Here is a 26759-nt window from a genome sequence, read left to right as displayed (position 1 = left end):
TCCGCCCTACAGCGCGCCCGCTGCGGCGCATTGCTCCAGAAACGTCACCAGGGCCTGCACGCGCGCCGTGCGGCCCTTGCGCGTGGGCACGAGCAGGGTGACGGGCGCGCTGCCGAAATGCCAGTCTTGCAGCACGCGCACCAGCCGGCCCTCGGCAACGGCCGGCGCCATGTCCCATTGCGAACGCAGCACAAGGCCCAGTCCCTGCTCGGCCCAGTGGCGGGCCACGCCGCCGTCGTTGGTCACATAGGACGGGTTCACGCGCAGGGTCTGGCCGTCCGCGGCGCGCCGGCTGGCGGCCGGGTGCAGGTGCCACAGGGTCACGTCCTCCTCGTTCTCGCGGATGCAGATGCAGGCGTGCTGCAGCAGTTCGCGCGGCGTGGCGGGCGTGCCGTGGCGGCGCAGGTAGTCGGGGCTGGCGCACAGCCAGCGGTCATTGGCGGCCAGTTCGCGCGCCACCCAGGAGGAGTCGCGCACCACGCCGATGTGGAGCACGGCGTCGGCATCGTTGCGGTCGGGGAAGGGCGTTTCGCGCAGGTCCAGCTGCAGCTTCAGTTGCGGGTGCTGGCGCGTGAAGGGCACCAGGGCCGGGGCCAGCCGGCTGCGCCCGTAGCCGAAGGGCGCGGCAATGCGCAGCGTGCCGCCCAACTGGCGCTGGTCGCCGTGCAGCGAGTCGCGCAGTTCCTCGATCTGGCCCAGCAGGCGCACGGCCTCGCGGCCGAAGCGCTCGCCCTCGGGGGTCAGGGCCAGGCGTCGGGCGCTGCGGTTGGCCAGGGACAGGCCCAGTTCGGCCTCCAGCCGGCGCAGGCGCATGGACAGTGCGGGCGGCGTCACGTCGAGCGCACGGGCTGCGGCGCTCAGCGAGCTTTCGCGCAGCAGGGCGGCGGCAAGCTGCAGGTCTTCGATGGCAATCATTCAATTTGCCTTAACGATTGATGACGGCGGATTTAACCACGGGCACAGGTTCCGTCCGTACAGTTCCAGCTCATGAACACCCCAGCCCCACTGGCGGAACCGACCGCCGCCGCCTGGCCTCGCGCCGTGCTTTTTGACCTGCTGACCGCCTTGCTCGACTCCTGGACGGTATGGAACAGCGCTGCCGGCAGCGAGGCCGCAGGGCGCGACTGGCGCGCCGAATACCTGCGCCTGACCTATGGCTGCGGCGCCTACCAGCCCTATGAAGACCTGGTGCGCGAGGCGGCCCGCAACCGGGGCCTGCCCGCCTCGGCCGCCGACCGGCTGGAGGCGCAGTGGGACCAGCTGCAGCCCTGGGATGGCGCGCGCGAGCTGCTGGCCGCCCTGCGCCCGCACTGCCGCCTGGCTGTGGTGACCAATTGCTCCGAACGCCTGGGCCAACGTGCCGCCGCGCTGCTGGGCGTGGACTGGGATGTGGTGGTGACTTCCGAGGCCGCGGGCTTCTACAAGCCCGACCCCCGGCCCTACCAGCTGGCGCTGGACCGGCTGGGGCTGCCTGCGGACCAGGCCGCCTTCGTGGCCGGATCGGGCTATGACCTGTTCGGCACCTCGGCCGTGGGCCTGCGCACGTTCTGGCACAACCGCGTGGGCTTGTCGTGCCCCACGGGCGCGCCGCAGGCCGAGGCCGAAGCACCCACGCTGGCGCCGGCGCTGTCCTGGCTGCGCGGCTTTGCCGCAGGCCGTTGATCCTCCGTTCCAAGACCCACCATGCAAGACACACTTCTGACCCTGGACACGCCTGCCGCCGTCATCGACCTGGCGCGCATGCAGGCCAACATCGACCGCATGCAGCAGCGCATGGATGCCCTGGGCGTGCGCCTGCGCCCCCATGTCAAGACCAGCAAGAGCCTGCCCGTGGCCGCCGCCCAGCGCGCGGCGGGTGCCTCGGGCATCACGGTCTCCACCCTGAAGGAGGCCGAGCAGTTCTTCGCGGCGGGCACGACGGACATCCTCTATGCCGTGAGCATGGCGCCGCACCGCCTGCCGCAGGCCCTGCACCTGCGCCGGCGCGGCTGCGATCTCAAGCTCATCGTGGACAGCGTGGCGGCGGCCGAGGCCATCGTCGCCTTCGGCCGCGACCAGGGCGAGGCCTTCGAGGTCTGGATCGAGATCGACACCGATGGCCACCGCTCCGGGGTGCAGCCCGGCGACCTGCCGCTGCTGCTGGCCATAGGCCACGCGCTGCATGGCGGTGGCATGCGCCTGGGCGGTGTGCTGACCCATGCGGGCTCCAGCTATGAGCTGGACACGCCCGAGGCCCTTCAGGCGCTGGCCGAGCGAGAGCGTGCCGGCTGCGTGCAGGCCGCCCGGGCGCTGCGCGCGGCGGGCCTGCCCTGTCCCGTGGTCAGCGTGGGCTCCACCCCCACGGCGCTTTCGTCGCACGGGCTGGAGGGCGTGACCGAGGTGCGCGCGGGCGTCTATGTGTTCTTCGACCTGGTGATGCGCAACATCGGCGTGTGCCGCAGCGAGGACATCGCGCTGTCGGTGCTGGCCACCGTCATCGGCCACCAGGGCGACAAGGGCTGGGCCATCGTGGACGCGGGCTGGATGGCCATGAGCCGTGACCGGGGCACGGCCAGGCAGCGACAGGACTTCGGCTACGGCCAGGTCTGCGACCTGCAGGGAAGGGTGCTGGAGGGCTTCGTGCTCACGGGTGCCAACCAGGAGCACGGCATCCTCGCACGCGCCGACGGCACGGCCGAGGCTGGCATCGCCGAACGTTTCCCGCTGGGGACGCGGCTGCGCATCCTGCCCAACCATGCCTGCGCCACGGGGGCGCAGTTCCCGGCCTACCAGGCGCTGGCGCAGGACGGCTCGGTGCATCCCTGGGAGCGGCTGCATGGCTGGTGAGCACGACGGCGGCAGGGCGGGGCCGCCATTGCCCCCGCCGGGTGGCCACTACAGCCACGCCACCACGGGCCAGGGCCTGGTCTTCGTGTCCGGGCAACTGCCGATACGGCCGGATGGCACGCGCCTGGTCGATGCCGGTTTCGAGGAGCAGGCGCGGCAGGCGCTGGCCAACCTGGCGGCGGCATTGCACCAGGCCGGCAGCGGTGTGGAGCGGCTGCTGCAGGTGCGCATCTATCTGGACGATATCGCCCACTGGCCGGCCTTCGACCGCATCTATGCCCAGTGGGCGGGCGCGCACCGGCCCGCGCGTGCCGTGGTGCCCACGGGGGCGCTGCATTTCGGGCTGAAGGTGGAAGTCGAGGCCGTGGCGCTGGCCTGAGAAGCGGCCGGCCCGAGCGGGCCGGCCCGCGTCATTTGAGCCAGCCGCGCTTGCGGAAGTAGAGCATGGGCCCCACGGCGCTGAGCACCATGAGCCCGATGACGTAGACGTAGCCGAACTCCCATTCCAGCTCGGGCATGAAGCGGAAATTCATGCCGTAGACGCTGGCGATCAGCGTGGGCGGCAGCAGGGCCACGCTGGCCACGGAGAAGATCTTGATGATCTTGTTCTGGTTGATGTTGATGAAGCCGACGGTGGCGTCCATCAGGAAGTTGATCTTGTCGAAGAGGAAGGCCGTATGGCTGTCCAGCGACTCGATGTCGCGCAGGATCTGGCGCGCTTCCTCGAACTGCTCGGCATTGAGCATCTTGGAGCGCATCATGAAGCTGACGGCGCGGCGCGTGTCCATGACGTTGCGGCGGATGCGGCCGTTCAGGTCCTCCTGGCGCGCGATGGCGCCCAGCACCTCGCGGGCCACGTCGTCGGTCACGTCGCCCGACAGCACCATCTTGCTGGCCTTCTCCAGGTCGTCGTAGATGCCTTCCAGCGTGTCGGCCGAGTACTCGGCATCGGCATCGAACAGCTTGAGCAGCACGTCCTTGGCCTCGTCGATCAGGCCCGGCGCGCGGCGCGCGCGCATGCGCAGCAGACGGAAGACCGGCACGTCCTCGTCGTGGATGGAAAACAGCACGCCGCAGCTGCGCAGGTTCTTGTTGTGCTCGTTGACGATGAAGGCCACGCGCACCGAGCGGGGGTCCTCGTCATCGTCGATCAGGAAGTCGCTGCGGATGTGCAGCTCGCCGTTGTCTTCCTCGTAGAAGCGGGCCGACTCCTCGATGTCGTCGTCCATCGCATCCTCGGGGATGGACAGCTCGTAGTGCTGCTTGATCCAGCGCTTTTCCTCGACCGTGGGCGACTCCAGGTCCACCCAGATGGGCTTGAATCGCGAAAGCTCCTCGAGCGACTCGATCTCTTCTTGAACCAGGCGGCCATTGGCCAGCGTAAAGATGTTGAGCATAGGCTCACTCCAGGTGCTTCTTATGGGCGTGCGGGGGATGCGGGGGTGCTTTCAACCCCACAGGCCGACCGGGAGTTGAAAGCTACCAACTGGGGTAGGTTTCCACGGAGCTTTCTCCAAGATTCAAAGCATCGGATTATGCAGCGTTGCGCTGCAACATGCGGGCCGGCCGCCCTATTCGGAAGCCGGTCCAGGGGGTATCCGGCGGCCTGTCACGAAAGCCTGCGCATGGCACAGGTCGGCCCAGGCGCCAGCCTTGGCCTGGGGCGCGCGCAGCAGGTAGTTGGGGTCGTAGCTGACCACGGCAGGCACGCCCGCGATGCGGTGCGGCTCCGCGCGCAGCCGGCCCAGCGCGTCCTGGCGCTGGAGCACGGCGCGCGCCGTGGCCAGGCCCAGTACCAGCACGCAGGCCGGCCGCAGCTCACGCAGCAGCGCCTCCAGGGACGGTTGCAGCGCCGGGACTTCGGGCGCGGGCTGGCCCTCGGCCGGCGGCAGCACGCGGTGCAGGGCGGCGCTGTACAGGCGGGGGTGGTCCTGCAGGTCCAGCGCGCGCAGCATGTTGTCCAGCAGCCGGGCGGCATCGCCTTCCAGCGCCGTGCGCGCGCATTCCGGTCCCGGGCGCTGCGCGGGCGGCAGGGGCAGGGAGTTGGCCGGGGGCTCCAGCAGGATCAGCCAGCCGCCTTCACCGCCAGCGCCCGCCGGGGGCGTGGCCGGGTACACGGGCCTTGCGGGTCCCAGCCGCCAGCCCAGGCCCGGTGCGCCGGCCACGGGCTGCTGCACATAGCGGCGTGGCGCGCGTGCGCTTTCGGCAGGCAGGGGAAGGGGAGCCGGCGCAGGCGTTGGCGCCGGGGCCGGTGCAGCCACGGGAACCGGCACGGCAGGCTCTGCCGGAGCGGGGACCTCCTGCACCGGGGCGGGCGGCGGTATCCGGCGCGCCACGGGGGCTGGCGCAGCGGCCTCGGCCTCGGGGGCTGGCGCATCCACGGTCAGGGCCTGTGACAGCACGGCGGGCGCGGCCTCGGGTTCGGGCAGCCAGACGGTGATGCCCATGGCATGCAGCATGGCCCGCTGGCGGGCGTCGAGGTTCAGGGCCATAGCTTCAGGCTCATCAGCACGGCGTGCTCTCGCGGGCCGTCGTGCATCGGGTAATAGTTCTTGCGCAGGCCCACTTCCTGGAAGCCATGCGTGGCGTAGATGGAGCGCGCGCGGGCATTGCTCTCGCGCACTTCCAGCCAGATCCAGTGGGCCTGGCGCTGGCGGGCCCACAGGGCCAGCGCATCCAGCAGGATGCGGGCCCAGCCCTGGCGCTGGCGCGCCGGGGCCACGGTGATGTTGAGCAGGTGCACCTCGTCGAGCACGGTCATGGCCACGAAGTAGCCCACCAGCTCGCCCCGGGCATCGACCAGCAGCTGCGTCTCGTAGCCGGCCGCCATGGCGTCGATGAAGTTGCCGCGCGTCCAGGGGTGGGAATAGGCCTGCTGTTCCACGGGCAGCAGCGCATCCAGCCACAGCATGTTCAGCGGCTCGAAGCGCACGCTGTCCTGCGCCGGCGGTGCATCGGTCAGGGGGGGCTGCGGTCGCGAAGGCTGTGGCGTATGCGTGCTCATGGCTGGGTCGGGGAGGCACCGGGGGCCGGCGCGCTGGCGGCGGCCTCGCGGGCCGCCTCGCGCTCGGCGGTGGTCTGCGCCACTTTATCGCGGATATAGCGCGGCAGGGCCTGGTCGGCCGGCAGTGCGCGGTCGGCCGCCAGCTGGGCGGGTGCCAGGCGCAGCATGGCGGTGGCCGTGGGCAGGGCCGTCACATGGCGGGCCTGGGGCGCCAGGCGCTCGCCATAGGCAGCCAGCGCGTTACCGGCGACCACGGTACCGGGCGGCAGCTGCAGCGCCTCGGGCGCGCACAGGCCGAAGTCGCCGCTGTGCTCGCCGATGTCGTTCCAGCGGCCGTCGCCGTAGTGGTAGGCGGCGTGGTAGACCTCGTTCATGCGCGCATCGAGCACGGCCACCAGGTCGGTGCAGCCGCATTGCATGCGCGCCTGCTCGGCCACGGCCAGCAGGCTGTCCATGGGCAGCACGGGCACGCGGGCGCCGAAGGCCAGGCCCTGGGCCACGGAGCAGGCCGTGCGCAGGCCCGTGAACGAACCCGGGCCGCGGCCGAAGACGATGGCTGCCAGCTCGGCGAACTCCAGGCCCGCCTCGGCCATCAGGGCCTGGATGGCCGGAATCAACTGGGTCGAGGTCTGCGGGCCGCCGGGGCCGCTGTGCTCCCAGACGGCATCGCCGCGCTGCACGGCGATGGAAAGGGTGTCGGTACTGGTGTCGAGGGCGAGGAGATTCATGGCGTGGGCGGGCGGCGGTGCCGCGGCAAGTCCTGGATTATCGGTGCCCGGCCCGGACCGCGCGCGGCAGGGCCGCAATGACCGGCGTAGACTTGCCGGCCATGTTGCATCTTTCGCCGTCTTCTTTCCCTATTTCCTTCGTTTCTTACTGCAGATGGCCCTTTTCCCGCCAGGGGCTGGCAGCCACGGTGCTGGCGGCGGCGGCCTTGCCGGGCACGGTGCTTGCCCAGGCCGACGCACCGGCCTCACCGGCGGCCCTGTCCACCAAGGCGGCGCGTGAAAGCCGCCTGCCGCCCGCCGTGGAGGCCGCGCTGGCACGCGCCAAGCTGCCGCGCGAGGCGGTCTCCGTCCTGGTCGTCGAGGTCGATGGCCACGCCGCCCCACGCCTGGACTGGCAAAGCCATGTGGCCATGAATCCGGCCTCGGTGATGAAGCTGGTCACCACCTATGCGGCGCTGGACCAGCTGGGTCCGGCCCATGTCTGGCGCACGCCCGTCTTTCTGGGAGGGCCCGTGCAGGACGGCGTGCTGCGCGGGCCGCTGTACATCCAGGGCCAGGGTGATCCCAAGCTGGTGATGGAGCGGCTGTGGCTGATGCTGCGCCGGCTCCAGGGCCTGGGCATCAGGGTCATCGTCGGCGACATCGTGCTGGACCGCAGCGCGTTCGCCGTGGCCTCACACGACCCCTCCAACTTCGACAACGAGCCCTGGCGTCCCTACAACGTCGCGCCCGACGCCCTGCTGGTCAACTACAAGGCCGTGACCGTGGGCTTCGCGCCGGACGTTGCCGCTGGCGTGGCGCGGCTGCAATACGATCCGCCGCTGGCCGGCCTGCAGCAGCAGGAAACGGTGCCGCTGGCGCCGACCGGCAGCGAGTGCGGCGACTGGCGCAGCCGGCTGCAGCTGGACATGGCCGATCCGCAGCGCATCGCCTTCGCGGGCCAGTTCCCTGCCGTCTGCGGCGACAGGAGCTGGTCGCTGGCGCCGGCCCAGCCCGAGGCCTTCGCGGCCCGGGCCATCGAGGGCATGTGGCGCGAGCTGGGCGGCAAGCTCACGGGCACGGTGCGCGATGGCCGCGTGCCGGCCGGGCTGCAGCCGGCGTTCCAGAGCGAATCGCCCTCGCTGGCCGAGGTGGTGCGCGACATCAACAAGTACAGCAACAACGTCATGGCCCAGCAGGTGTTCCTGACCCTGGGCATGCAGCGCACGGGCGTGGCCAGCTTCGAGGCCTCGCGCCAGGTCCTGGGTCAGTGGTGGCAGGCGCGCTGGGGCGCGGCCGAGCAGCCCGTGGTGGACAACGGCGCGGGCCTGAGCCGCGAGGCGCGCGTCACCGCGTCGGGCCTGGGCCGCATGTTGCAGCAGGCCTGGGCCTCGCCCGTGATGCCCGAGTTCGTGGCCTCCATGCCCATCGTCGGCATCGACGGGACGCTGCGCCGCAGCAACAGCCGTGCCCAGGGGCAGGCCCACCTGAAGACCGGGACGCTGCGCGATGCCTCGGCCCTGGCAGGCTACGTGGATGGCGCCAGCGGACGCCGCTACGTGCTGGTGGCCATGGCCAACCATGCCAACGCCGCGGCCGCGCGCACGGCCTGGGATGCGCTGGTGGACTGGACGGCGCGCGACCGCTGAGTCCGCCGCTGTGCCATCTCCTCGGGGCCTGCCTTTGTGCAGGCCCTTGTTTTTCCAGGGGGCTCGCGCGCGATGCGCGGCGCGCGCATAACCCGGCCCGCCCCGCAGCTCGGTGCGCATGCCATCGGTACTTGCCCGGTGTCGCACATGCGCGACTGTCGCTACGATGGCAAACATCAAAAAAAAGCACGGTCGTGCTATTCTCAACATTTCACGGAGATCCCATCTTGGCGACACCTTTCCGAATTCTCGCGGCCGCATTGGCCACGGCAGGCCTGCTCTCCGCTTGTGGCGGCGGCAGCGGTGCGGACACCACGCCCAAGGCCAGGATCACTTCCGTCAAGGTCATGGGCGACAGCCTGTCCGACAGCGGCACCTTCGGCTACAAGTTCACGGTGCAGAACGCGACGCTGACGGGCGCGGGCTCCAACCAGGTCTGGGCCGAACGCGTGGCCGGCCTGTACAACGTCTCGCTGTGCCCGCGCTTCAACGGCACGGCCTTCACGCCCAACACCGCCTGCACCAACTACGCCGTGGGCGGTGGCCGCATCAACTACACCAAGGCGCCCACGGCGCCCATCTCCATCACCCAGCAGATCCTGGCCGCGGGCGCGGCCGGCTTCACGGCCGACGACCTGGCGGTGATCGACGGCGGCGCCAATGACGCGGCCGACGTGGTCGGTGCCTTCCTGGCCGCTTCCCGGGACCAGGGCGCCAGCTTCCAGGCCCTGTTGGCCACCAGGATCGACGCGGTCACGCTGGGGGCGCTGCTGCAGCAGGGCCAGGCCGGCATGGCCCAGGCCGGCGGCCTGTACATGCAGAACCTGGCCAAGGGCTATATCGCCACCATCCAGGCCAATGTGCTGGCCAAGGGCGCCACGCGCGTGGCCATCCTCAACGTACCCGCGATCACGCTGACGCCGCGCTTCCAGATGGTGCTGCAGTCCGTGGCGCAGCAACAGGGCTCGGCCGCGGCGGCCCGGCTCGAAACCGTCTTCGACGGCTGGGTGAAGGCCTTCAACCAGCAACTGGTGACCAGCTTCTCGGGCGACAGCCGCGTGGCCATCATCGACTTCTACGACGAGTTCCGCCGCCAGATGGGCGACCCCGCCCAGTACGCGTTCACCAATGTGAAGAAGCCCGCCTGCCCGGCGACCGGAGTGGGATCGGACGGCCTGCCCACCTACGATTTCCCGAGCTGCACCGAGGCCGCGCTGTCCAAGTCCATTCCCGTGGGTGAGACCCGCGCCGACTGGTGGAAGAGCTATGCCTTCGCCGACAGCTTCCATCCAACGCCCTACGGCCACCAGCAGATGAGCCAGCTGGCTTCGCGCACGCTGGCCCGCGTAGGCTGGCTGTGAGCGGACGCACGGAACGAGCACGAGGAGAGCATCCATGAAGACATTCCTGCGCATCACCGCCGCCGTGGCCGCGGCCACGGCCTGCATGGCTGCCAGCGCCCAGTCCGCCGGTACCTGGAGCGTGCGCCTGGGCGCCACCCGCATCGACCCCCAGACCAGCAGCGGCTGGCTGTCCACGCCCAGCTTCCATGACACCCGCGTGGACGTGCAGGCCAACAGCCAGCTCACGGGCGGCGTGACCTACATGGTCACCAACAACTGGGCCATCGACGTACCCGTAGGCCTGCCGTTCAAGCACGACTTCGTGGGTGATGGCGCCATCTCGGGCACGGGCAAGCTGGGCCGCACCAAGGTGTTGCCGGCCACCGTGTTCGCGCAGTACCGCTTCGGCGAGGCCAACTCCGCCTTCCGCCCCTACGTGGGCCTGGGCGTGACCTATGCCAAGTTCTTCGGCGAGCGCACCACGGCCGCGCTCAACGGTCTGACCGGCGGCACGCTGGCCCATCCGACCACGGCCTCGGTGGACAGCAAGTGGGGCCTGACGCCGCAGATCGGTTTCGTCTACAACTTCAACGAGCGCTGGTTCCTGGACGTGGCCTACTACAAGAGCTTCCTGAAGACCACGGCACACCTGTCCTCGGGCCAGAGCGTGTCGCTCAAGCTGAACCCGAACGTCTACGCCATCGGCATCGGATACCGCTTCTGACAGGTCGCAGTCCCCAAAGAAAAACCAGCCTGCGGGCTGGTTTTTTCATGGAGCGGGCCTGCGTCTACTTGGCCGTGGGCATCACGAACTCGGCGCCCTTGGGCGTGCTCTCGGGCCAGCGCTGCATGATGCTTTTCTGGCGGGTGTAGAAGCGCACGCCTTCCTCGCCGTAGGCATGCATGTCGCCGAACAGGCTGCGCTTCCAGCCGCCGAAGCCGTGCCAGGCCATGGGCACGGGAATCGGCACATTGATGCCGACCATGCCGACCTCGATGCGGCGGCCGAACTCTCGCGCCACATTGCCGTCGCGCGTGAAGCAGGCCACGCCGTTGCCGAACTCATGGTCGTTGACCAGCTGCACGGCCTCGGCGAAGTCCTTGGCACGCACCACGGCCAGCACGGGGCCGAAGATCTCTTCCTTGTAGATGCGCATCTCGGGCGTGACATGGTCGAACAGCGTGCCGCCCAGCCAGAAGCCGCCCGAGGTGTCGGTGCCCGTGGCGGCGCCGGCCGCCTTGCCGTCGAAGCCCCGGCCATCGACCAGCAACTGCGCGCCTTCCTTCACGCCCAGATCGATGTAGCCGCTGATGCGATCGTGCGCGGCGCGCGTCACGATGGGGCCCATTTCCGCGGCCAGGTCCTCGCCGTCCAGCACCTTCAGCGCCTTGGTGCGCTCGACCAGGCGGGGGATGAGCTGGTCGGCCACGTCGCCCACCAGCACGGCCACGCTGATGGCCATGCAGCGCTCGCCGGCCGAACCGTAGCCGGCGCCGATCAGCGCATCCACGGCCTGGTCGATGTCGGCGTCGGGCATGACCACCATGTGGTTCTTGGCGCCGCCCAGGGCCTGCACGCGCTTGCCGTGGCGGGCGCCGGTCTCGTAGATGTAGTTGGCGATCGGCGTGGAGCCCACGAAGCTCACAGCCTTGACGTCGGGGTGCTCGATCAGCGCGTCCACGGCTTCCTTGTCGCCCTGGACCACGTTGAACACGCCGTCGGGCAGGCCGGCCTGCCTGAGCAGGTCGGCGATCAGCAGCGAGGGCGTGGGATCGATGGGGCTGGGCTTGAGCACGAAGGTGTTGCCCGCCGCGATGGCCACGGGGAACATCCACATCGGCACCATCACGGGGAAGTTGAAGGGCGTGATGCCCGTGACCACGCCCAGCGGCTGGCGCAGCGTCCAGTTGTCGATGCCGGTGGAAACCTGGTCGGTGAAGTCGCCCTTGAGCAGCTGCGGGATGCCGCAGGCGAACTCCACGATGTCGATGCCGCGGCTGACCTCGCCCTGCGCATCGGTGAACACCTTGCCGTGCTCGGCCGTGATGGCATGGGCCAGAGCATCCTTGTGCTGGTTGAGCAGTTCCAGGAAGCGCAGCAGCACGCGGGCGCGGCGGATGGGCGGCGTGTCGGCCCATTGGGGGAAGGCCGCCTTGGCGGCCGCCACGGCGGCGTCCACGTCGGCGCGCGAGGCCAGGGCCACGCGGCCCGTGACCTGGCCGGTGGCCGGGTTGGTCACGTCCTGCTCGCGGCCGCTGGCACCTGCCGTGCGCTGGCCGTTGACGTAATGGACGATGGAAGCGAAGGAGGTGTTTGCGGTGTTCATGCGATGCAGTCTAGAAGCGCGCCTGGCAACTGCCTAGGCGCCGGGCTTGAATTGATTGTTCGTTGTGATGAACAATCCGCGCATGGCGAATGAAAATATCGAGACCAAGGCCGATGCCCTGTGGAGCCACCTGCACTGGCTGGTGGTGCTGGAGCAGCAGGGCAGCTTCACCTCGGCTGCCGCGCGCCTGGGCGTGAGCAAGGCGGCCATGAGCCAGCACATCGCCGAGCTGGAGCGCGCCGCCGGCATGGCCCTGGTCACGCGCACCACGCGCAGCGTGCGCCTGACGGAAGCCGGCCAGCGCCTGGTGGACGACACGCGCGGCGCCTTCGAGCACATCGCCCACAGCTTCGCGGGCGTGCGCGACCTGGCGGCCGAGCCACGCGGCCTGTTGCGCGTCACGGCGCCCGTGGCCTTCTCGCGCCAGCAGCTCATGCCCCGGCTGCCGGCCTTTTTGCGGGCCCATCCGCAGATCCGCCTGGAGCTGGACCTGTCGGACCACCTGCGCTCGCTGGCGCTGGAGGGCTTCGACATCGCCGTGCGCCATGCCTCGGCCCCGCCCGAAACCCATGTGGCCTGGGCGCTGGCGCCCACGCGCTCGCTGCTGGTGGCCAGCACGGACTACCTGGCCGCGCACGGCACCCCGGCCACCCCGCAGGACCTGGCCGCGCACCAGTGCCTGCACTACCCGCGCACCCAGGGCGCCATGGCCTGGAGCTTCGTGCCGGCCGATGCCGGTGCGGACGCCGGTACCGACGCAGTACGCACTGTCGTGCCCGTGGCGGGCGGCTTTGCCGCCAACAACAGCGAAATGCTGCGCGACGCCGCCATGGCCGGCCTGGGCATCGCCCTGGTGCCCGACTTCAGCGCCCAATCGGGCCTGGCCTCCGGCCACCTGTGCGAGGTCCTGCCCGGCTGGCGGCCCGTCGATGCCTTCGGCGAACACCTGTTCGCGATACGCCCCTACGCCAGCCACGTGCCGCGCGCGGTGGCGGTGTTCGTGGAGTTCCTGCGGGCGTCGTTTGCGGCGGGGTTCATTCGCTGAGGGTGGCCCCTCAGGCCTTGATTCCCAGCTTGTCCACCAATTGCTTGAACACCGCGTTGTCGCGGTCGATCACGGCCTTGAATTCGGGCTGGTCCAGGTAGCCCTCGCCCATGTTCTGTTTGGCCATGGTCTCGCGCAGGGCGGGGTCCTTGAGGGTCAGGGCCATGGCCTTGCGCAGGGTCTGGACCACGGCGTCGGGTGTGTTGCGGGGCACGGCCAGGCCGCGCCAGCCACCGATGAGCAGGGCTATGCCGCGCTCCTTGAGCGTGGGCACGGCTTCCCAGCCGGCCTGTATGCGCTGCTCGGCCATGATGGCCAGCGGTCGGATCTTGCCGGCCGCCACATAGGTGGCCACCTCCACGGGCGTGACGGCCACGGCCTCGATGTGGCCGCCCAGCAGGTCGAGCACGGCAGGGTTGGCGCCGCGGTAGGGCGCGTGGTTGAACTTCACGCCCGCCTTGTCCTGCAGCGCGGCGGCGGCCAGGTGGCCCAGCGATCCCGGGCCGGCGTTGCCGATGCGCACTGCCGCCTCGTCCTTGCGCGCTGCGGCGATCAGTTCCTCGATGCTGCGATAGGGCGAGTCGGAGCGCACGGCGATGGTGGCAGGGTCGGCGTTCAGGCGGGCCACGGGCACCAGGGCGTCGGAGCTGATCTTGGTCAGCCCCATGTGCGGGATCATGGTCAGCTCGACGGTGATGATGCCGATCTTGTAGCCGTCGGGTTTGGCATTGGCCAGCTCGGTCCAGCCCACGGCGCCGCTGGCGCCTGCGCGGTTGAGCACGATCAGGTCCTGGGGCAGGTGCTTGCGTGCCACCTCGGCCAGCGCGCGCGCCAGCACGTCGGTGCCACCGCCGGCCGCAAAGGGCACGATGAGTTCGATGGGGCGCTGGGGCCAGGCGCCCGCAGGTGCCTGTGCCATGGCGGGCAGGGCGGGCGCGGCGGCCAGGGTGCCGAGCGATTGGATGAACTGGCGGCGGGATGCGAGGGTCATGGCGTGTCTCCGGGATCTTTTTTGTGTGATGGGGTCTGCGCTTCAATCCATTTTGATGTTGGCGGCCTTGATCACGCCGCTCCACAGCGCCTGCTCCGAGCGCACGAAGCCGGCGAACTGCTGCGGCGTCATCTCCATGGGCTGTATGCCGATCTCTTCGAGCTTGGCGCGCGTCTCGGGATGGCGCAGGGCGGTGGCCAGGCTTTTGTTCAGGCGCTCGGTGAGAGCCGGGCTCAGGTGGGCGGGGCCGACGAAGCCCTGCCAGGCATAGGCTTCGAAGCCGGGCACGCCGGCTTCGGCCATGGTGGGCACCTCGGGCAGGACGGACAGGCGCTGGGGCGTGGCCACGGCCAGCACGCGCAGCTTGCCCGCGCGGATGGCCGAGAGGCTGGGCGGCAGGTCCACGAACATGGACTGGATCTGGCCCGCCATGAGGTCTTGCAGCGCCGGGGCCGAGCCCTTGTAGGCCACGTGCAGGATGTGGGTGCCCGTGCGCTGCTTGAACAGCTCCAGCGCCACGTGCAGCGGCGAGCCCGGCCCCGACGAGGCCGAGGAGATGCCGCCCGGCTCCTTGCGCGCCAGGGCCAGGAATTCCTGCACGTTCTTCGCCGGAAAGGCCGGGTGCACGGCCAGCACCAGGGGCATGCGGCCCAGGCCGCCGATGTAGCTGAAGTCCTTGGCCGCGTCATAGCTCAGGCGTGCATACATGGCTGGATTGAAGGCCAGCGTTCCCGAGTCGGCCGTGCCCAGCGTGTAGCCGTCGGCCGCGGAGCGCGCGATCAGCGTGGCGCCGATGATGCTGGCCGCGCCGGGGCGGTTGTCCACGACCACGGGCTGGCCCAGGTCCTTGCCCATCTGTACGGCCAACTGGCGCGCGATCACGTCGGTGGTGCCGCCCGGCGCGTAGGGCACCACCCATTTGACGGGCTGGGTGGGCCAGGCGGCGGCCGGTGTGGACTGGGCATGGGCGGTGCCCAGGCCGAGGGCGAGCAGGGCGCAGGGCACCCAGGCCTTGCGGGCCAGTGTGTGGAAGGGCATTTCTTGTCTCCGGGTTGGTTTTGTGTTTTTCGGTGCGCCGGGGTTCAGCGCGGCCGCAGCATCCATTCGTGCGCGGGGTCGTTGCGGAAGGCCCAGCGCCGCTCGGGGCCGGCCATGGTGTTGAGGTAGTACAGGTCGTAGCCGTGCGGCGCCACGCAGGGGTGGTAGCCGCGCGGCACGAGCACGGTGTCGCGGTGCTCCACCGCCATGGCTTCGTCGATGCTGCGGTCATCGGTGTAGACGCGCTGGAAGGCAAAGCCCTGGCTGGGGTTGAGCAGGTGGAAGTAGGTTTCCTCCAGCACGGTCTCGGCCGTGGGGTCGGCCGGGTCGGCGCTGTCGTGCTTGTGCGGCGGATAGCTGGACGAGTTGCCGGCGGGCGTGATGACCTCGACCACCAGCAGCGACTCGGCCGCCTCGGTCTCGGGCAGGATGTCGCAGACATGGCGCGTGTTGCTGCCCTGGCCGCGCACGCTGCGGCGCATGCCCTCGGGCGCGATCACGCGCGTGGCGTGGCGGCCCGTGGCGGGCGCGGCGCTCAGGGCGACCTCGGCCGCGCCGCGCGCGGTGATGCGGACCTCCTGCCCCGGCGGCACGTAGACGGCCGTGGGCGCGCTTTCCTCGAACACGCTGGCGCGGCTGCCCAGGGCGCTGAAGGCCTGGCGGCCGACCTGCACGTCCACCTGGCCCGTGAGCACGGTGATGCAGTACTCCAGCGATCCCGTGGCCCAGTGTTCGCGGTCGCCCGCCTCCAGCCGCAGGGCCTTGAAGTGGATGTGCTTCCAGCCCGCGCTGGCGGGCGTGATGTCGGTGATGGTGCGGCCGGTTGCGGCCTTGACGAGCAGGTTCATGCGGTGGCTCCCTGGATGGTGCGGCTGGCATCCCAGCCCGCGATCAGCGCGCGGAAGTTGGCGGCGATGGCGTCGCGCAGGCCGGCATCGTCCAGTTCATTCCTGAGCCATTGCAGCGCGGGGCCGGCCCAGACGCTGCGCCCGATCATGAAGCCCTTGACCACGGGCGCCGTCGCTTCGGCAAAGCCCTGCAACAGTTGCTCCACGGGCTGGGACAGGCCCAGGATCACGGCCCCCCGGCACCAGGGGTCGCGCTCGCGCACCAGGGCGTCCAGCGCCTGCCAGTTCTCGCGCGCCATGCAGCCGACCTTCCACCATTCGGGCTTGAGGCCCAGGTCGTAGAAGTGGCGGATGGCGAGCAGCACGGCCTCGCCCCGGTCGTCGGGGGACAGCGTGTCTTTTGGCGGGATCACTTCCAGCAGCAGCTCATGGCCGCTGGCGCGCGTGGCGGTCCAGACCTGCTGCAGCCAGGCATCCTGCTCGGCGCGCAGGGCCGGCGCGTCGTCGGGGTGGTAGAAGACCAGGCATTTGACGGTATGGCTTTGCGGCCAGTGCAGCAGCTCGGAGGCCAGCGAGTCCGTGCCGTCGAAGCGCAACGGGCGCGAGCCCGGCAGCTCGATGGGCCGGCCTATCCACCAGCCGCGCCCGGTGGCGTCGTGCAGGGCGGCCTCGCCCAGGGCGTGGCGGCCGTCGATCAGCACGCCCATGCGGCCGGCGTTGCCCGGATCGCGCTCGACCTGGGCCACGACCTCGTTGAGCAGGCGCTTGAGCGGGCGCAGCCGCGCGGGCGCGGCGCCAGCCTCGCGCGCCAGTTCCTCGAACTGGCTGCGGTGATCATAGGCCAGCACGCACAGCGCGGGCCACTGCGGCCGCGCGCGGCTGACGCGGTGCAGGTGGGACAGCTCGGGGTCCTGGTCGGGGCGTGGATGGCGGTGGCCCGAGAACCAGTGCGCCAGCTCGGCCTGGGTGGGCATGGCCGGCGCGCAGCCATGGCGCGAGACCACGATGGCGCCGCAGGCGTTGGCGATCGCCGCCGACTCGGCCAGCGTCTTGCCGCGCAGCAGCCCGGACAGCAGGCCCGAGGCAAAGGCATCGCCCGCGCCCAGCACATTGAGCACTTCGACGCGCTCGCCCAGCACCATGGGCGCATCGCCGATCGCATCGGGCACCTCGCCCTCGATCAGCGAGCAGCCCAGCGGCCCGCGCTTGACCACGAAGACGGCCCGGCTGCAGGCGCGCACGCGGCGCAGGCTGGCGATCAGGTCGCCCTCCACGCCGCCGGCGATCAGCCATTCCTCTTCGGTGCCGATGATGAGTTCGAATTGGCCCAGCTCGGCCTGCAACCGGCGGCTGACCTCGGCGCTGGCGACATACCGCGTCTCGCCATCGCCGCGCGAGGCCAGGCCCCACAGCACGGGCCGGTAGTCGATGTCCAGCACGCGCACCAGGCCGTGGCGGCCCGCGATCTCCAGGGCCTTGCGGCTGGCGGCCAGCACGCCGGGTGCGCTCAGGTGGGTGCCCGTGATGGCCAGGCAGCGGCAGCGGGCCAGGAAGTCCTCGCTGATGGCGTCGGCGTCCAGCGCCATGTCCGCGCAGTTCTCGCGGGCGAACAGCAGGGGAAAGCTCTCCTGGTCCTTGATGCCCAGCAGCACCATGCCGGTCAGGCGCCGCGGATCGACCTGCACCTGGCTGGTGTCGCAGCCCTCGCGGCGCAGCGTCTCCACCAGGAAACGGCCGTTGTGCTCGTCGCCCACGCGCGAGATCATGGCCGAGCGCAGGCCCAGGCGTGCCGTGCCGAAGGCCATGTTGCCCGAGGAGCCGCCCAGGTACTTGGCGAAGCTGCCCGCCTCTTCCAGGCTGCAACCGATCTGCTGGGCGTAGAGGTCCACGGCCAGGCGGCCCAGGCAGGCCACGTCCAGGGGACGGTCGGAGGGAAAGTTCAGCGTGCTCATCGGTGTGCGGCCCTGTCCATAATCGTTGTGTGAGCGCGATCATAGATCGAAATAGAAAAAAATTTCCAATCAAATGAAAAATAGAAAATCACCATCGATGACCGAGGCCGGACCGGCGGCGGGCCCCTTCGCGGACCGCGAGGCCTTTCTTGCCGTGCTGCGCCAGGGCTTCGAGGGCCTGAGTCGCCAGCTCAAGGCCATCGGCAAGCATGTGGAGATGCACGGCGACCGCCTGGCCTTCGACGGCATACAGGCCACGGCCGAGGCCTGCGGCGTGCAGCCATCGGCCGTGGTGCGCTTTGCCAAGCACTTCGGCCTGTCGGGCTATTCGGAGCTGCAGGCACTGTTCCGCGCCGAGGCCGCGCGCCAGCTGTCGGTGGGCCACGACTACCAGGACCGCATCCGCGGCCTGATCGCCACGGGCAGCGAGCCGCGCAGCGGTGTGCGCCTGGCGCACGAGGTGATCGAGGGCAGCATCGAAAGCCTGCAGGCCCTGCAGCGCGGCCTGTCGCCCGCGCAGTTCGAGGCCGCCGTGGACCTGATGCTGGAGGCGCCCGCGCTGTGGCTTGCCGCCTCGCGCCGCGCCTTCCCCGTGGGCGCCTACCTGGCCTATGCGCTGCAGCACACGGACAAGCCCGTGCACTGGCTGCACGGCCTGGGTGCCATGCAAAAGGGCGAGCTGCGCGCGCTGGCGCCCGGCGACGTGATGCTGGCCGTCTCCTTCGAGCCCTATGCGCCCGAGACACTGGAACTGGTGGACACGGCCCTGGCACGCGGCGCGCGCCTGCTGGCGCTGACCGACAGCCAGCTCAGCCCCCTGGCCGCGCGCGCCACCGTCACCTTGCTGGCCCAGGATGGCGCGACCTTCGGCTTTCGCTCGCTGACCAGCACGCTGACCCTGGCGCAGTCGCTGTTCCTGGCGCTGGCGTACCGGCTGGAGCTGGCGTATGAGCCGGTGGTGACGAAGTCCTGACGCTGCCAGCACTTCTCCCGTGCCTGGCTCTCCCATAAGCCAGCCCAATGTGCCGCATTGAAAAACAGAATTTTTCGAATGGGGCACCGGCTTCTATAACTCATGCCATTCCAACCAGATGGGCGCATCCAGCCCGGGGGAGACAGGTATGAGTGGACACACGGCGACAGGGCACCAGCCCGTGCGCGCATCGGCTGCGGCCTTCGTCGGCACCATGATCGAGTGGTACGACTTCTACATCTACGCCACGGCGGCCGCGCTGGTGTTCGGCAAGCTGTTCTTTCCGGCCACCACGGGCTTTTACGGCACGCTGGCGGCGCTGGGCACGTTTGCCGTGGGCTTTTTCGCGCGCCCGCTGGGCGGTGCCATCTTCGGCCATATCGGCGACCGCATCGGCCGCAAGAAGTCGCTGGTCATCACGCTGGTGATGATGGGCGTGGTCACCGTGCTGATCGGCCTGCTGCCGACCTATGCGCAGATCGGCATCTGGGCGCCGGTGCTGCTGGTGCTGCTGCGCATCGTCCAGGGCATTGCCGTGGGTGGCGAGTGGGGCGGCGCGGTGCTGATGGCCGGCGAGCATTCGCCCGAACGCAGCCGGCGCACCTTCTTCGCCTCGTTCGCGCAATTGGGCAGTCCGGCGGGCCTGATCCTGTCGATGCTGATGTTCAAGCTGGTCACGGGGCTGGACGACGCTGATTTCCTGCGCTGGGGCTGGCGTGTGCCATTTCTGTTCTCCGCGCTGCTGCTGGTCGTGGGTTTCGTGATCCGCCTGAGTGTGAACGAGTCGCCCGACTTCGTGCAGGAGCAGCAGGCGCGGGCCCGACAGGCCCGGGCCGCGCAGGTGCCGCTGTGGCAACTGCTGCGCGGCGCGCCCGGCCTGCTGGCGCTGGCCGTGGGATCCAACGTGCTGGGCATCGCGGGGTTCTACTTCACCAGCACCTTCATGATTGCCTACACCACGCAATACGTGGGCCTGAACCGCGCGGTCATCCTCGATTGCCTGCTGGTGGTCTCCATCATGCAGTTCTTCATCACGCCGCTGGCCGCCTGGGTGGCCGGTCGTGTCGGCAACCTGCGCTTTCTGGGGCTGGCCGCCTTTGCATCCATCTTCACCCCTTACGCCATGTTCACGCTGGTCGATGCCGGGTCGCTGGTCAGCATCACCCTGGGCATCGGCCTGGCCGTGCTGTTCATCGGCGCCTATTACGCGGTCATCGCAGGCTATGTCAGCGACAGCTTTCCCACGGGCATCCGCTACACCGGCATTTCCATGGCCTATCAGCTGTCGGGGGCCATCTTCGGCGGACTGACACCGCTGCTGGGCACGGTGCTGGCCGAGAACTTCAAGGGCCAGTGGTGGCCGCTGGCGCTGTTGTTCTCGGCGATTTCGCTGCTGTCGCTGGTGTCGGTGCTGATGCTGGGAAGGCACCGGCGTACCGGCATCTCCACCATGGCCTCAGAGGCGTATTGACATCATGAAAGCCTACTTCCACGCCGATCAGGCGCTGCACCACCCTCAGACCTATCTTTCGCGGGGCCGGATGCGCAAGCCGCAGGAGTTGCCCTCGCGGCTGGACGGGCTGCTGCAGGCCGTCCACGCATCGGGCTTCGACCTGCGGGTCCCCATCGACCATGGCGCAGGCGCCCTGGCCGCCGTGCATTCGCTCGACTATCTGCGCTTTCTGCAGGACGCCCATGCCCGGTGGAAGCAGTTGCCCGAGGATTGGGGGGACGAGGTCATCTCCAACATCTTCGTGCGCGAGCCCAACGCGCTGCGGGGCGTGCTGGCCCAGGCCGCGCGTTACCTGGCTGATGGCAGTTGCCCCGTGGGGCCCCACACCTGGCATTCGGCCTACTGGTCGGCGCAGTGCGCGGTGGCCGGCGCGCAGGCGCTGCTGGCGGGCGAACGCCAGGCCTATGCCCTGTGCCGCCCGCCGGGCCACCACGCCCGGCGCGACGCGGCAGGCGGCTTTTGCTACCTGAACAACGCCGCCATCGCGGCCCAGGAACTGACCGCCAGGTATCCGCGCGTGGCCATCCTGGATACCGACATGCACCATGGCCAGGGTATCCAGGAGATCTTCTACCGGCGCAGCGACGTGCTCTACGTGTCCATCCATGGCGATCCCGAGAATTTCTACCCGGTGGTCGCGGGCTACGAGGACGAACGTGGCGAGGGCCAGGGGGAGGGCTTCAACATCAACCTGCCCATGCCCCACGGCTCGCCGGAGCGGGTATTCTTCGAGCGTCTGGTCCAGGCACGCCGCGCCATCGACCTGTTCCAGCCCGATGCGCTGGTGCTGTCGCTGGGCTTCGACATCTTCGAGAAGGATCCGCAGGCCCAGGTGGCGGTCAGCGAGGCCGGCTTCGAGCGCCTGGGCCGCGAGGTGGGTGCCATGGGACTGCCCACGCTGATCGTGCAGGAGGGTGGCTACCATGTCGAAGGCCTGCAGGCCGTCTCCACCCGCTTTTTCACGGGCCTGGCCCGCGCCTGAAGGCAGCGCCGGGCGATGCGGCCCGCCACCTTTCTGACGCAAAGCCATGGCCCAGACACCTTCCCGCAACCCCACCCGGCTGTCGCTGGCGCCCGAGCGCATGGACTGGAACCTGTTGCGCACCTTCATGTTCGTGGTGCAGGAGCGGGGTGTGGGCCGTGCGGGCGAGGCACTGCATCTGAGCCAGCCGGCGGTCAGCCAGGCGCTCAAGCGGCTGGAGGAGTCGGTCGGCGGGGTGCTGCTGCTGAGGCGCAACGGCGAGTTCCGCCTCACGGCCCTGGGCGAGGAGATCCATGCCATTGCGCGCGACATGTACGGCACCATGGCCCGCATCGAGGGCGCCGCCGTGCACAGCCAGACCGAAGTGGCCGGCACGCTGCGCCTGCTGATGATGAGCAAGGTGCAGAGCACGGCCTATGACGAATTCCTGGCGCAGTTCCACCGGCGCCACCCCATGGTCGAGTTCCATATCGACGTGCAGCAGAGCGCGCACATCCTCGATGCGCTGTCACGGCGCGTCCCGGCGCTGGGCATCTGCCTGTGCCGCCAGCCGGTCGAGGGGCTGCAGCGCCGCCTGTTCCTGCGCCACCGCTATGCGGTGGTATGCGGCCGGCGCCATCCGCTGTTCTCCCGCCGCCGGGTGGGCATGGAGGACCTCTTGCAGCAGAACTTCGTGTGCTTTGCCAGTGACCAGCTCGGCGATACGCTGTCGCCGCTGACCATCTTCCGCGACCAGCAGGGCTTTACCGGCCGCATCGTCGGCACTTCGCCCTCCGTCGAGGAAATCCGCCGCATGGTGGTGGCGGGCCTGGGGCTGAGCTTTCTGCCCGAGCACCTGATCCGCCAGGACGTGATGGAGGGCGAACTGCGCCGCCTGCTGCCCGACGATTGCGTGGCCGAGATCGACGTCTTCCTGACCTGGCACGGCCTGCGCAAGCTGCATCCTGCGGAGCAGGCCTTTCTGAACGCCTTCGAGCGCTTTGCGCGCCGCACGCCGCTGGAGATGCGGGCGGGGTGACGCAGCCATGCCCGAATGATCCCCACCCTGCCTGCTCACCGGGCTGCGTCCACCGGCCCCACCTTGAACGGCCGCTGCATACCGTACAGCGTGGCGGGGCCCAGCCACCGGTCGAAGAGGGCCTGCATCTCGCCCTCGGCCTCCATGGCCTGAAGTGCCTGGTTGACGGCCTGCAACAGCGCGCCTTCCCCCTTGCGCAGGCCCAGGCCCCAGACCTCGCGGCCGATGGCCGGCTGCAGCACGTGGTACTGGCGGCCCGCAGGGCCGAGCTTGTGAAAGAGCTTGCGCAGCACTTCCTCGGAGGTGCTGATGGCCTGCACCTTGCCCTGGACCAGGGCGGTGAAGGCCGTGGGCACGTCTTCGTAGCCCACGGGCGTGGCCGTAGGCAGCGCAGCCTGGAGATAGGTCTCGCTGATGCTGCCTTTCACATAGCTCACGCGCCGGCCAGCGAGGTCCGCCGTGGCCGCATGGCTGCGGGAGGATTTGACCGCCAGCACGTTCTCGCTGACGTAGTAGCCCAGCGAGAAATCCACCTGCCGTGCGCGCAGCGGCGTGTAGGCCAGTCCGGCTGCCAGCAGGTCCATGTGGCCCTGCTGCAGGGCGGGGATGCGCGCCTCGATGGACACGGGCTTGATCTGCGCCTTCACGCCAAGGCGCCGTGCCAGCGCGTGGCAGATGTCCACGTCGTATCCGGTGGTGCTGCGGTTGGCTGGGTCGGTGAAGCCGAAGGGCTCGAACACGTCGAGCACGCCGCAGCGCAGGCTGCCGCGTGCCTGGATGTCGGTCCACTGGTCGGCATGGGCCGGGGCCAGCAGCAGGGCGCAAAAGGCGGTCGCCAGGGCGAAGGTGTTGTGCTTCATATCCATGTCCTCCAGGAGCGCAGGGTCGGTGCGGCTCAACGCACCAGGAAGCCATGGCGCAATGGGTCTCTCTCGTCGATGAGCCACTGGCACAGGCCGCAGACATGGGCCGTGCCGGATACCTCCGCAACGACGGCGCGAAACCCGCCGACCTGCGTTTCGGCCAGGACCCGGGCGCTGAAGCGGCTGCCGATGATGGACTCGTTGACCACGGTCTCGCCCAGTCCGATGTGGCCGCGCAGGTAGAGTTGGGCCACGCGGCCCGCCGTGCCTGAGCCCGTGGGCGACCGGTCCACCTCACGGTCTGCGAAGACGCAGCAGTTGGCCTGGTCCGAGCCTGCGTGCCGGGGTGCGCCGTCGATGATGGTTCCGTAGATATGGTTGATCTCCGGGATCTCGGGATGGACCACGGCAAAGGCCGCGTTGGCCGCCTGCTTGACCTCGGATCCGAAGCGCTTCAATGCCTCGGCCGAGGTCTCGCGTATCTCCAGGCCGTGGGGCACGCCGCTGGTGTAGAAGTAGAAGGCTCCGCCATAGGCGATGTCGCCGCTGACGGCGCCGAATCCGGGCGTGTGCACGGTGACGTCGCGCCGGTAGATGAAGGAGGGGACGTTGATGAAGCGTACGCCGTCCGCGTGGTTGCCGTCCCAGCGCACGAAGGCCTCGATGAAGCCGCAGGGCGTGTCCATGCCCACGCGGGTTTCGGGCATGTGGCGCTGCACCCAGCCCAGTTCCACAGCGGCGGTGGCCAGCGCGATCACGCCATGGCCGCAGTGGTCGCTGTAGCCCTCGTTGTGCATGAAGATCACGCCGAAGTCCGCCCCTGGCGTGACGGGCGCCGTCAGCACGCCGCCATACATGTCGGCATGGCCGCGCGGCTCCAGCATCAGCGACCGGCGGATCTCGTCGGCATGCTCCCCGAGCCAGCGGCGGCGCTCGACGATGGAGTCGCCGGGCAGGCGGCCCAGCCCCGAGGTGACGATGCGAAACGGCTCGCCCGCCGTATGGACTTCGACAGTGCTGATGGTGCGTGATGGCTGCATGCGGGACCTCGGGGCGGTGAAGGGATTCAGGTCAGGCCGGGGGCGTGGGCTGCTTCGTGCAGCCATGGTGGCGCAGTACGGCTCGTGCGGCCATCACAGGCCGCCTGCACGCATTGCGCCAGCCCCGCGAAGTGCACGCTGCGGCCGACCAGCCCTGGCGCGTAGTGGGCGAACTTGGCCGAGTTGGTCATGAGGGTGCGGGCCGTGGGCGCGACCACGGGCTCGCCCAGCATGCACCAGCAGGTGTCGTTGAGCACGGTGGCGCCGAAGCGTTCAAGCTCGGCGACATGCCCCTGGCTTCGCGCCTGCTCGTAGACCGCGCGGCCACAGGTGATGACCAGGGCGGTGGCGGCATGCCTGCGCCGTCCCCGGCACAGCGCGGCCAGCCGTGCGAACTCCTGCAGCGAGAAATGCGGGTTGCCCAGCGAGACCAGGTCCACGGCGTCGTCACGGGCGCTGTTGAGCGTTGCCCAGCTGTGCGCGAGGTCGGCGGCATCGATGTGCAGCGGCTGTGCGCTGCAGTCCTGCCCCATCGCATCCTCGGGACGCAAGGCCTCTGGCGTGATGCCCGCCATGTGGAACATCGGCGCGCCCGAGGTGGTGCCGAAGGCGGCCGAGAAGGCCTTGAGGTCGTCCTGGCTGGGGGCCGCATCTTCCAGGCCGGTGACCAGCGGGATGCGCCGGCCCGCCAGCAGTCCGACGTGGTAGCCGAGCAGCGGATAGAACGCGTCGTCGGCTGACGCGGGCCTGCGCACCACGATGCGCAGCTGCGCCTTGCGGTGGCTGTCCAGGTGGCAGCCCGCCAGCGGGGCGCGCCCGCACAGGGCGATGCACAGGTCCAGGTAGTCGGGGTACTTGAGCGTGCGCGCGGCCAGCACGCTGTTGGCGAAGACGACGGCATTGGACTCGGCCCAGGCGATCTGCTCGCCCGCGGCGGGGGCCGAATCCAGCAGGTAGGGCGCGCAGGTATAGCTCATGCGCGCGCCCATGGCCATGTAGGCCTCGCCCAGCGCGCTGGCCGGTTCGCCCAGTGCGGCGGGCACGCCCAGTTCGCGCCAGCGGCGCTGGTCCACCGAGATCGCGTTGAGCGTCGTGGGCACGGCCACGCGCGCGCCCCACTGCACCCATTGCCGCGCGAATTCGAGGCTGGAGGGACCCGTGTAGATGCAGCCGTCGATATGGACCTGGCTGACGCTGACCAGTTCCCGGGCGCCCTGCAACTGCGCCATGCGCACCACGATGCGCAGGGCCATCTGCGCGGCCTTGCCGTGCCGGCCCGCGAGTATGGCGCGGTCGTGGTCGTCCAGCCGCAGCGCGCCCTGCGGCGCCTCCTCTTCGGGCCCCGGGCTTCTGGCGGAAAAGCCGTCCTGCGGCCTGGCGCTGTGCGCCGTCACGCGGCCCCCGTCGACGCGCACGAATGCGCTGCCGCGCAGCCCGGCGAAGGCCTGCGGGCCGATGCAGACCACGGGCAGCGACTGGCCATGCATCCTCTGCGCCAGCACCACGCCCAGCGTCAGGATGTCGTCGGCCTCGGCCAGCACCAGTGCGGCCGGCGCATGGCCCGAGCGGATCAGCTCCAGCATCACGCTGCTGCCCGTGCACGATCCCCGGCCCGAGGGAATGGCCAGCACACGGCCCGCCAGGCATCGGCCGTGCAGGGGGTGATGGCGGTCGATGACCCGGCCCGTGGCAGGGTCCACGCCACCCCAGAAGCTCAGGCCCGTGTCGGCGTGCAGCAGCTCGCCCTGCGCGGCGCCGTCCACCAGGACGCGGACCGTGCCGCCGCGCATGCCGTCATGGATGCCGCCGCTCATGGGATGGGCCGCACGGTGAAGGTCCGCGACATGCCGTACAGCGTGCCCTGGCCCAGCCAGCGGTCGAAGATGGCCTGCATCTCGCCCGAGGCCTCCATGTCCTGCAGCGCGGTGTTCACGGCAGCCAGCAGGCGCTTTTCTCCCTTTCGCACGCCGATGCTCCACAGCTCGTTGCCGATGGGCGTGCCCAGCACGGCAAAGCGCGCGGCATCGGTGCCCAGGCGGTGGACCAGCCTGCGCACCGCTTCCTCCGAGGTGCTGAAGGCCTCGACCTTGCCTTGCAGCAGGGCGGCGAACGCGGTGGAAACATCGTCGTAGCCCACGGGCCGCGCCGTGGGCAGGGCCGCACGGATGAAGGGCTCGCTGATGGTGCCCTTGACGTAGCTGATGCGCTTGCCAGCCAGCTCGCCCGTGCTGCGGTAGCCGCGCTGGCGGTTGACGGCCAGCACGTTGCGGCTGGTGTAGTAGGCGTGGGAGTAGTCGACCTGCGCGGCGCGTTCGGGCGTATGGGCCAGGCCTGCGGCCAGGAGGTCGGCATGGCCGCGCTGCAGTTCGGGAATGCGCGCCTCGTCGGCCACGGGCCGGATCTCGGCCTTCACGCCCAGCCTTTGGCCGACGGCATGGCAGATGTCCACGTCGTATCCCGCCACGCCGCGGGTCTGGGGATCGGTGTAGCCGAAGGGCTCGAAGATGCCGAGGACGGCGCAGACCAGGCGGCCCCGGGCCTGGATGTCGGCCAACTGGTCGGCGTGGGCATGGGGGCCGAAGGCGGTGAGGGCTGCCATGGCGAAGGTGGGCAGGAGCAACCGGATTCTGGGCGTCATGG

The 26759-nt window shown here is 69.9% G+C and carries 25 protein-coding genes; 11 read left to right on the top strand and 14 right to left on the bottom strand.

Annotated features, from left to right (window positions below; genetic code table 11):
- Window positions 1–6 precede the first annotated feature (6 nt).
- Window positions 7–915, bottom strand: a complete 909-nt coding sequence (locus tag L1Z78_RS26000; RefSeq protein ID WP_234639208.1) for a LysR family transcriptional regulator — start codon at window positions 913–915, stop codon at window positions 7–9.
- Between the two features lie 72 nt (window positions 916–987).
- Here L1Z78_RS26000 and L1Z78_RS25995 point away from each other — a divergent pair, with 72 nt between their 5' ends.
- The 3 genes from L1Z78_RS25995 to L1Z78_RS25985 are packed head-to-tail and all read left to right on the top strand — an operon-like array spanning window position 988 to window position 3205.
- On the top strand, window positions 988–1662 hold the full coding sequence (locus L1Z78_RS25995; RefSeq protein ID WP_234639207.1) for an HAD family hydrolase: 675 nt from the start codon (window positions 988–990) through the stop codon (window positions 1660–1662).
- A gap of 21 nt (window positions 1663–1683) precedes the next feature.
- Entirely contained in the window at window positions 1684–2826 is a 1143-nt protein-coding gene (locus L1Z78_RS25990; protein ID WP_234639206.1) for a DSD1 family PLP-dependent enzyme, read from the top strand.
- On the top strand, window positions 2816–3205 hold the full coding sequence (locus L1Z78_RS25985) for a RidA family protein (protein ID WP_234639205.1): 390 nt from the start codon (window positions 2816–2818) through the stop codon (window positions 3203–3205). Before L1Z78_RS25990 ends, L1Z78_RS25985 begins: the two co-directional genes overlap by 11 nt.
- Window positions 3206–3236: 31 nt before the next feature.
- On the opposite strand, the gene corA is transcribed toward L1Z78_RS25985, so the two are convergent.
- The 4 genes from corA to tsaB form a co-directional block, all read right to left on the bottom strand.
- Window positions 3237–4223, bottom strand: coding sequence for a magnesium/cobalt transporter CorA (gene corA / locus L1Z78_RS25980; RefSeq protein ID WP_234639204.1), 987 nt, complete (start codon window positions 4221–4223; stop codon window positions 3237–3239).
- Between the two features lie 174 nt (window positions 4224–4397).
- A complete protein-coding gene (locus L1Z78_RS25975; RefSeq protein ID WP_234639203.1) occupies window positions 4398–5318 on the bottom strand; it encodes a uracil-DNA glycosylase family protein in 921 nt (306 codons plus the stop codon).
- Window positions 5309–5830, bottom strand: coding sequence for a ribosomal protein S18-alanine N-acetyltransferase (gene rimI / locus L1Z78_RS25970; RefSeq protein ID WP_234639202.1), 522 nt, complete (start codon window positions 5828–5830; stop codon window positions 5309–5311). Before rimI ends, L1Z78_RS25975 begins: the two co-directional genes overlap by 10 nt.
- A complete protein-coding gene (gene tsaB, locus L1Z78_RS25965; RefSeq protein WP_234639201.1) occupies window positions 5827–6558 on the bottom strand; it encodes a tRNA (adenosine(37)-N6)-threonylcarbamoyltransferase complex dimerization subunit type 1 TsaB in 732 nt (243 codons plus the stop codon). The genes rimI and tsaB overlap by 4 nt, the downstream gene beginning before the upstream one ends.
- Before the next feature lie 77 nt (window positions 6559–6635).
- On the opposite strand from tsaB, the gene dacB reads away from it, so the two are divergent.
- From dacB to L1Z78_RS25950, 3 genes are all read left to right on the top strand, one after another.
- Entirely contained in the window at window positions 6636–8186 is a 1551-nt protein-coding gene (gene dacB, locus L1Z78_RS25960) for a D-alanyl-D-alanine carboxypeptidase/D-alanyl-D-alanine-endopeptidase (protein ID WP_234639200.1), read from the top strand.
- A gap of 227 nt (window positions 8187–8413) precedes the next feature.
- On the top strand, window positions 8414–9547 hold the full coding sequence (locus tag L1Z78_RS25955) for an SGNH/GDSL hydrolase family protein (RefSeq protein WP_234639199.1): 1134 nt from the start codon (window positions 8414–8416) through the stop codon (window positions 9545–9547).
- A 34-nt stretch (window positions 9548–9581) separates the two neighbouring features.
- Entirely contained in the window at window positions 9582–10253 is a 672-nt protein-coding gene (locus tag L1Z78_RS25950; protein WP_234639198.1) for an OmpW/AlkL family protein, read from the top strand.
- Window positions 10254–10317: 64 nt separating this feature from the next.
- On the opposite strand, the gene L1Z78_RS25945 is transcribed toward L1Z78_RS25950, so the two are convergent.
- Entirely contained in the window at window positions 10318–11856 is a 1539-nt protein-coding gene (locus tag L1Z78_RS25945) for a CoA-acylating methylmalonate-semialdehyde dehydrogenase (protein WP_234639197.1), read from the bottom strand.
- Window positions 11857–11938: 82 nt separating this feature from the next.
- Between L1Z78_RS25945 and L1Z78_RS25940 the strand changes: the two genes are divergently transcribed.
- Window positions 11939–12901 carry a LysR family transcriptional regulator gene (locus L1Z78_RS25940; protein ID WP_234639196.1) on the top strand — a complete coding sequence of 321 codons (963 nt, stop codon included), beginning with the start codon at window positions 11939–11941 and terminating at the stop codon, window positions 12899–12901.
- Window positions 12902–12911: 10 nt separating this feature from the next.
- Here L1Z78_RS25940 and L1Z78_RS25935 read toward each other — a convergent pair whose 3' ends face one another.
- From L1Z78_RS25935 to L1Z78_RS25920, 4 genes are read right to left on the bottom strand one after another with little or no spacing between them, the layout of a single operon-like run.
- A complete protein-coding gene (locus L1Z78_RS25935) occupies window positions 12912–13892 on the bottom strand; it encodes a tripartite tricarboxylate transporter substrate binding protein (RefSeq protein WP_234639195.1) in 981 nt (326 codons plus the stop codon).
- A 42-nt stretch (window positions 13893–13934) separates the two neighbouring features.
- The gene (locus L1Z78_RS25930) at window positions 13935–14930 is read right to left on the bottom strand and encodes a Bug family tripartite tricarboxylate transporter substrate binding protein (RefSeq protein WP_234639194.1); all 996 of its coding nucleotides are present in this window, start codon (window positions 14928–14930) and stop codon (window positions 13935–13937) included.
- 44 nt (window positions 14931–14974) lie between these two features.
- Window positions 14975–15778 (bottom strand): 5-deoxy-glucuronate isomerase, encoded by an 804-nt coding sequence (iolB, locus tag L1Z78_RS25925; RefSeq protein ID WP_234639193.1) that lies wholly within the window; start codon window positions 15776–15778, stop codon window positions 14975–14977.
- Complete coding sequence (locus L1Z78_RS25920) at window positions 15775–17730, bottom strand: bifunctional 5-dehydro-2-deoxygluconokinase/5-dehydro-2-deoxyphosphogluconate aldolase (RefSeq protein ID WP_234639192.1); 1956 nt, start codon at window positions 17728–17730, stop codon at window positions 15775–15777. The genes iolB and L1Z78_RS25920 overlap by 4 nt, the downstream gene beginning before the upstream one ends.
- 73 nt (window positions 17731–17803) lie before the next feature.
- Between L1Z78_RS25920 and L1Z78_RS25915 the strand changes: the two genes are divergently transcribed.
- From L1Z78_RS25915 to L1Z78_RS25900, 4 genes are all read left to right on the top strand, one after another.
- On the top strand, window positions 17804–18703 hold the full coding sequence (locus L1Z78_RS25915; protein ID WP_234639191.1) for a MurR/RpiR family transcriptional regulator: 900 nt from the start codon (window positions 17804–17806) through the stop codon (window positions 18701–18703).
- Window positions 18704–18851: 148 nt separating this feature from the next.
- Complete coding sequence (locus tag L1Z78_RS25910; RefSeq protein WP_234639190.1) at window positions 18852–20174, top strand: MFS transporter; 1323 nt, start codon at window positions 18852–18854, stop codon at window positions 20172–20174.
- A 4-nt stretch (window positions 20175–20178) separates the two neighbouring features.
- Window positions 20179–21198: a histone deacetylase family protein gene (locus L1Z78_RS25905; protein ID WP_234639189.1), complete on the top strand. Its 1020-nt coding sequence runs from the start codon at window positions 20179–20181 to the stop codon at window positions 21196–21198.
- A gap of 46 nt (window positions 21199–21244) precedes the next feature.
- Window positions 21245–22216, top strand: coding sequence for a LysR family transcriptional regulator (locus L1Z78_RS25900; protein WP_234639188.1), 972 nt, complete (start codon window positions 21245–21247; stop codon window positions 22214–22216).
- Between the two features lie 35 nt (window positions 22217–22251).
- On the opposite strand, the gene L1Z78_RS25895 is transcribed toward L1Z78_RS25900, so the two are convergent.
- Genes L1Z78_RS25895 through L1Z78_RS25880 form a run of 4 tightly spaced genes read right to left on the bottom strand, consistent with a single transcriptional unit; the run spans window position 22252 to window position 26757 of the window.
- The gene (locus L1Z78_RS25895; protein ID WP_234639187.1) at window positions 22252–23076 is read right to left on the bottom strand and encodes an ABC transporter substrate-binding protein; all 825 of its coding nucleotides are present in this window, start codon (window positions 23074–23076) and stop codon (window positions 22252–22254) included.
- A gap of 35 nt (window positions 23077–23111) precedes the next feature.
- Window positions 23112–24119 carry a trans-3-hydroxy-L-proline dehydratase gene (gene lhpH / locus L1Z78_RS25890; RefSeq protein WP_234639186.1) on the bottom strand — a complete coding sequence of 336 codons (1008 nt, stop codon included), beginning with the start codon at window positions 24117–24119 and terminating at the stop codon, window positions 23112–23114.
- 26 nt (window positions 24120–24145) lie between these two features.
- Window positions 24146–25933, bottom strand: coding sequence for an aconitase X (locus L1Z78_RS25885; RefSeq protein ID WP_234639185.1), 1788 nt, complete (start codon window positions 25931–25933; stop codon window positions 24146–24148).
- Entirely contained in the window at window positions 25930–26757 is an 828-nt protein-coding gene (locus L1Z78_RS25880) for a transporter substrate-binding domain-containing protein (protein ID WP_234639184.1), read from the bottom strand. The genes L1Z78_RS25885 and L1Z78_RS25880 overlap by 4 nt, the downstream gene beginning before the upstream one ends.
- Between the last annotated feature and the right edge of the window lie 2 nt (window positions 26758–26759).

The organism is Delftia tsuruhatensis (genome assembly GCF_903815225.1).
Lineage (GTDB): Bacteria > Pseudomonadota > Gammaproteobacteria > Burkholderiales > Burkholderiaceae_C > Comamonas > Comamonas tsuruhatensis_A.
This window is presented reverse-complemented; position numbering and strand designations above follow the sequence as displayed.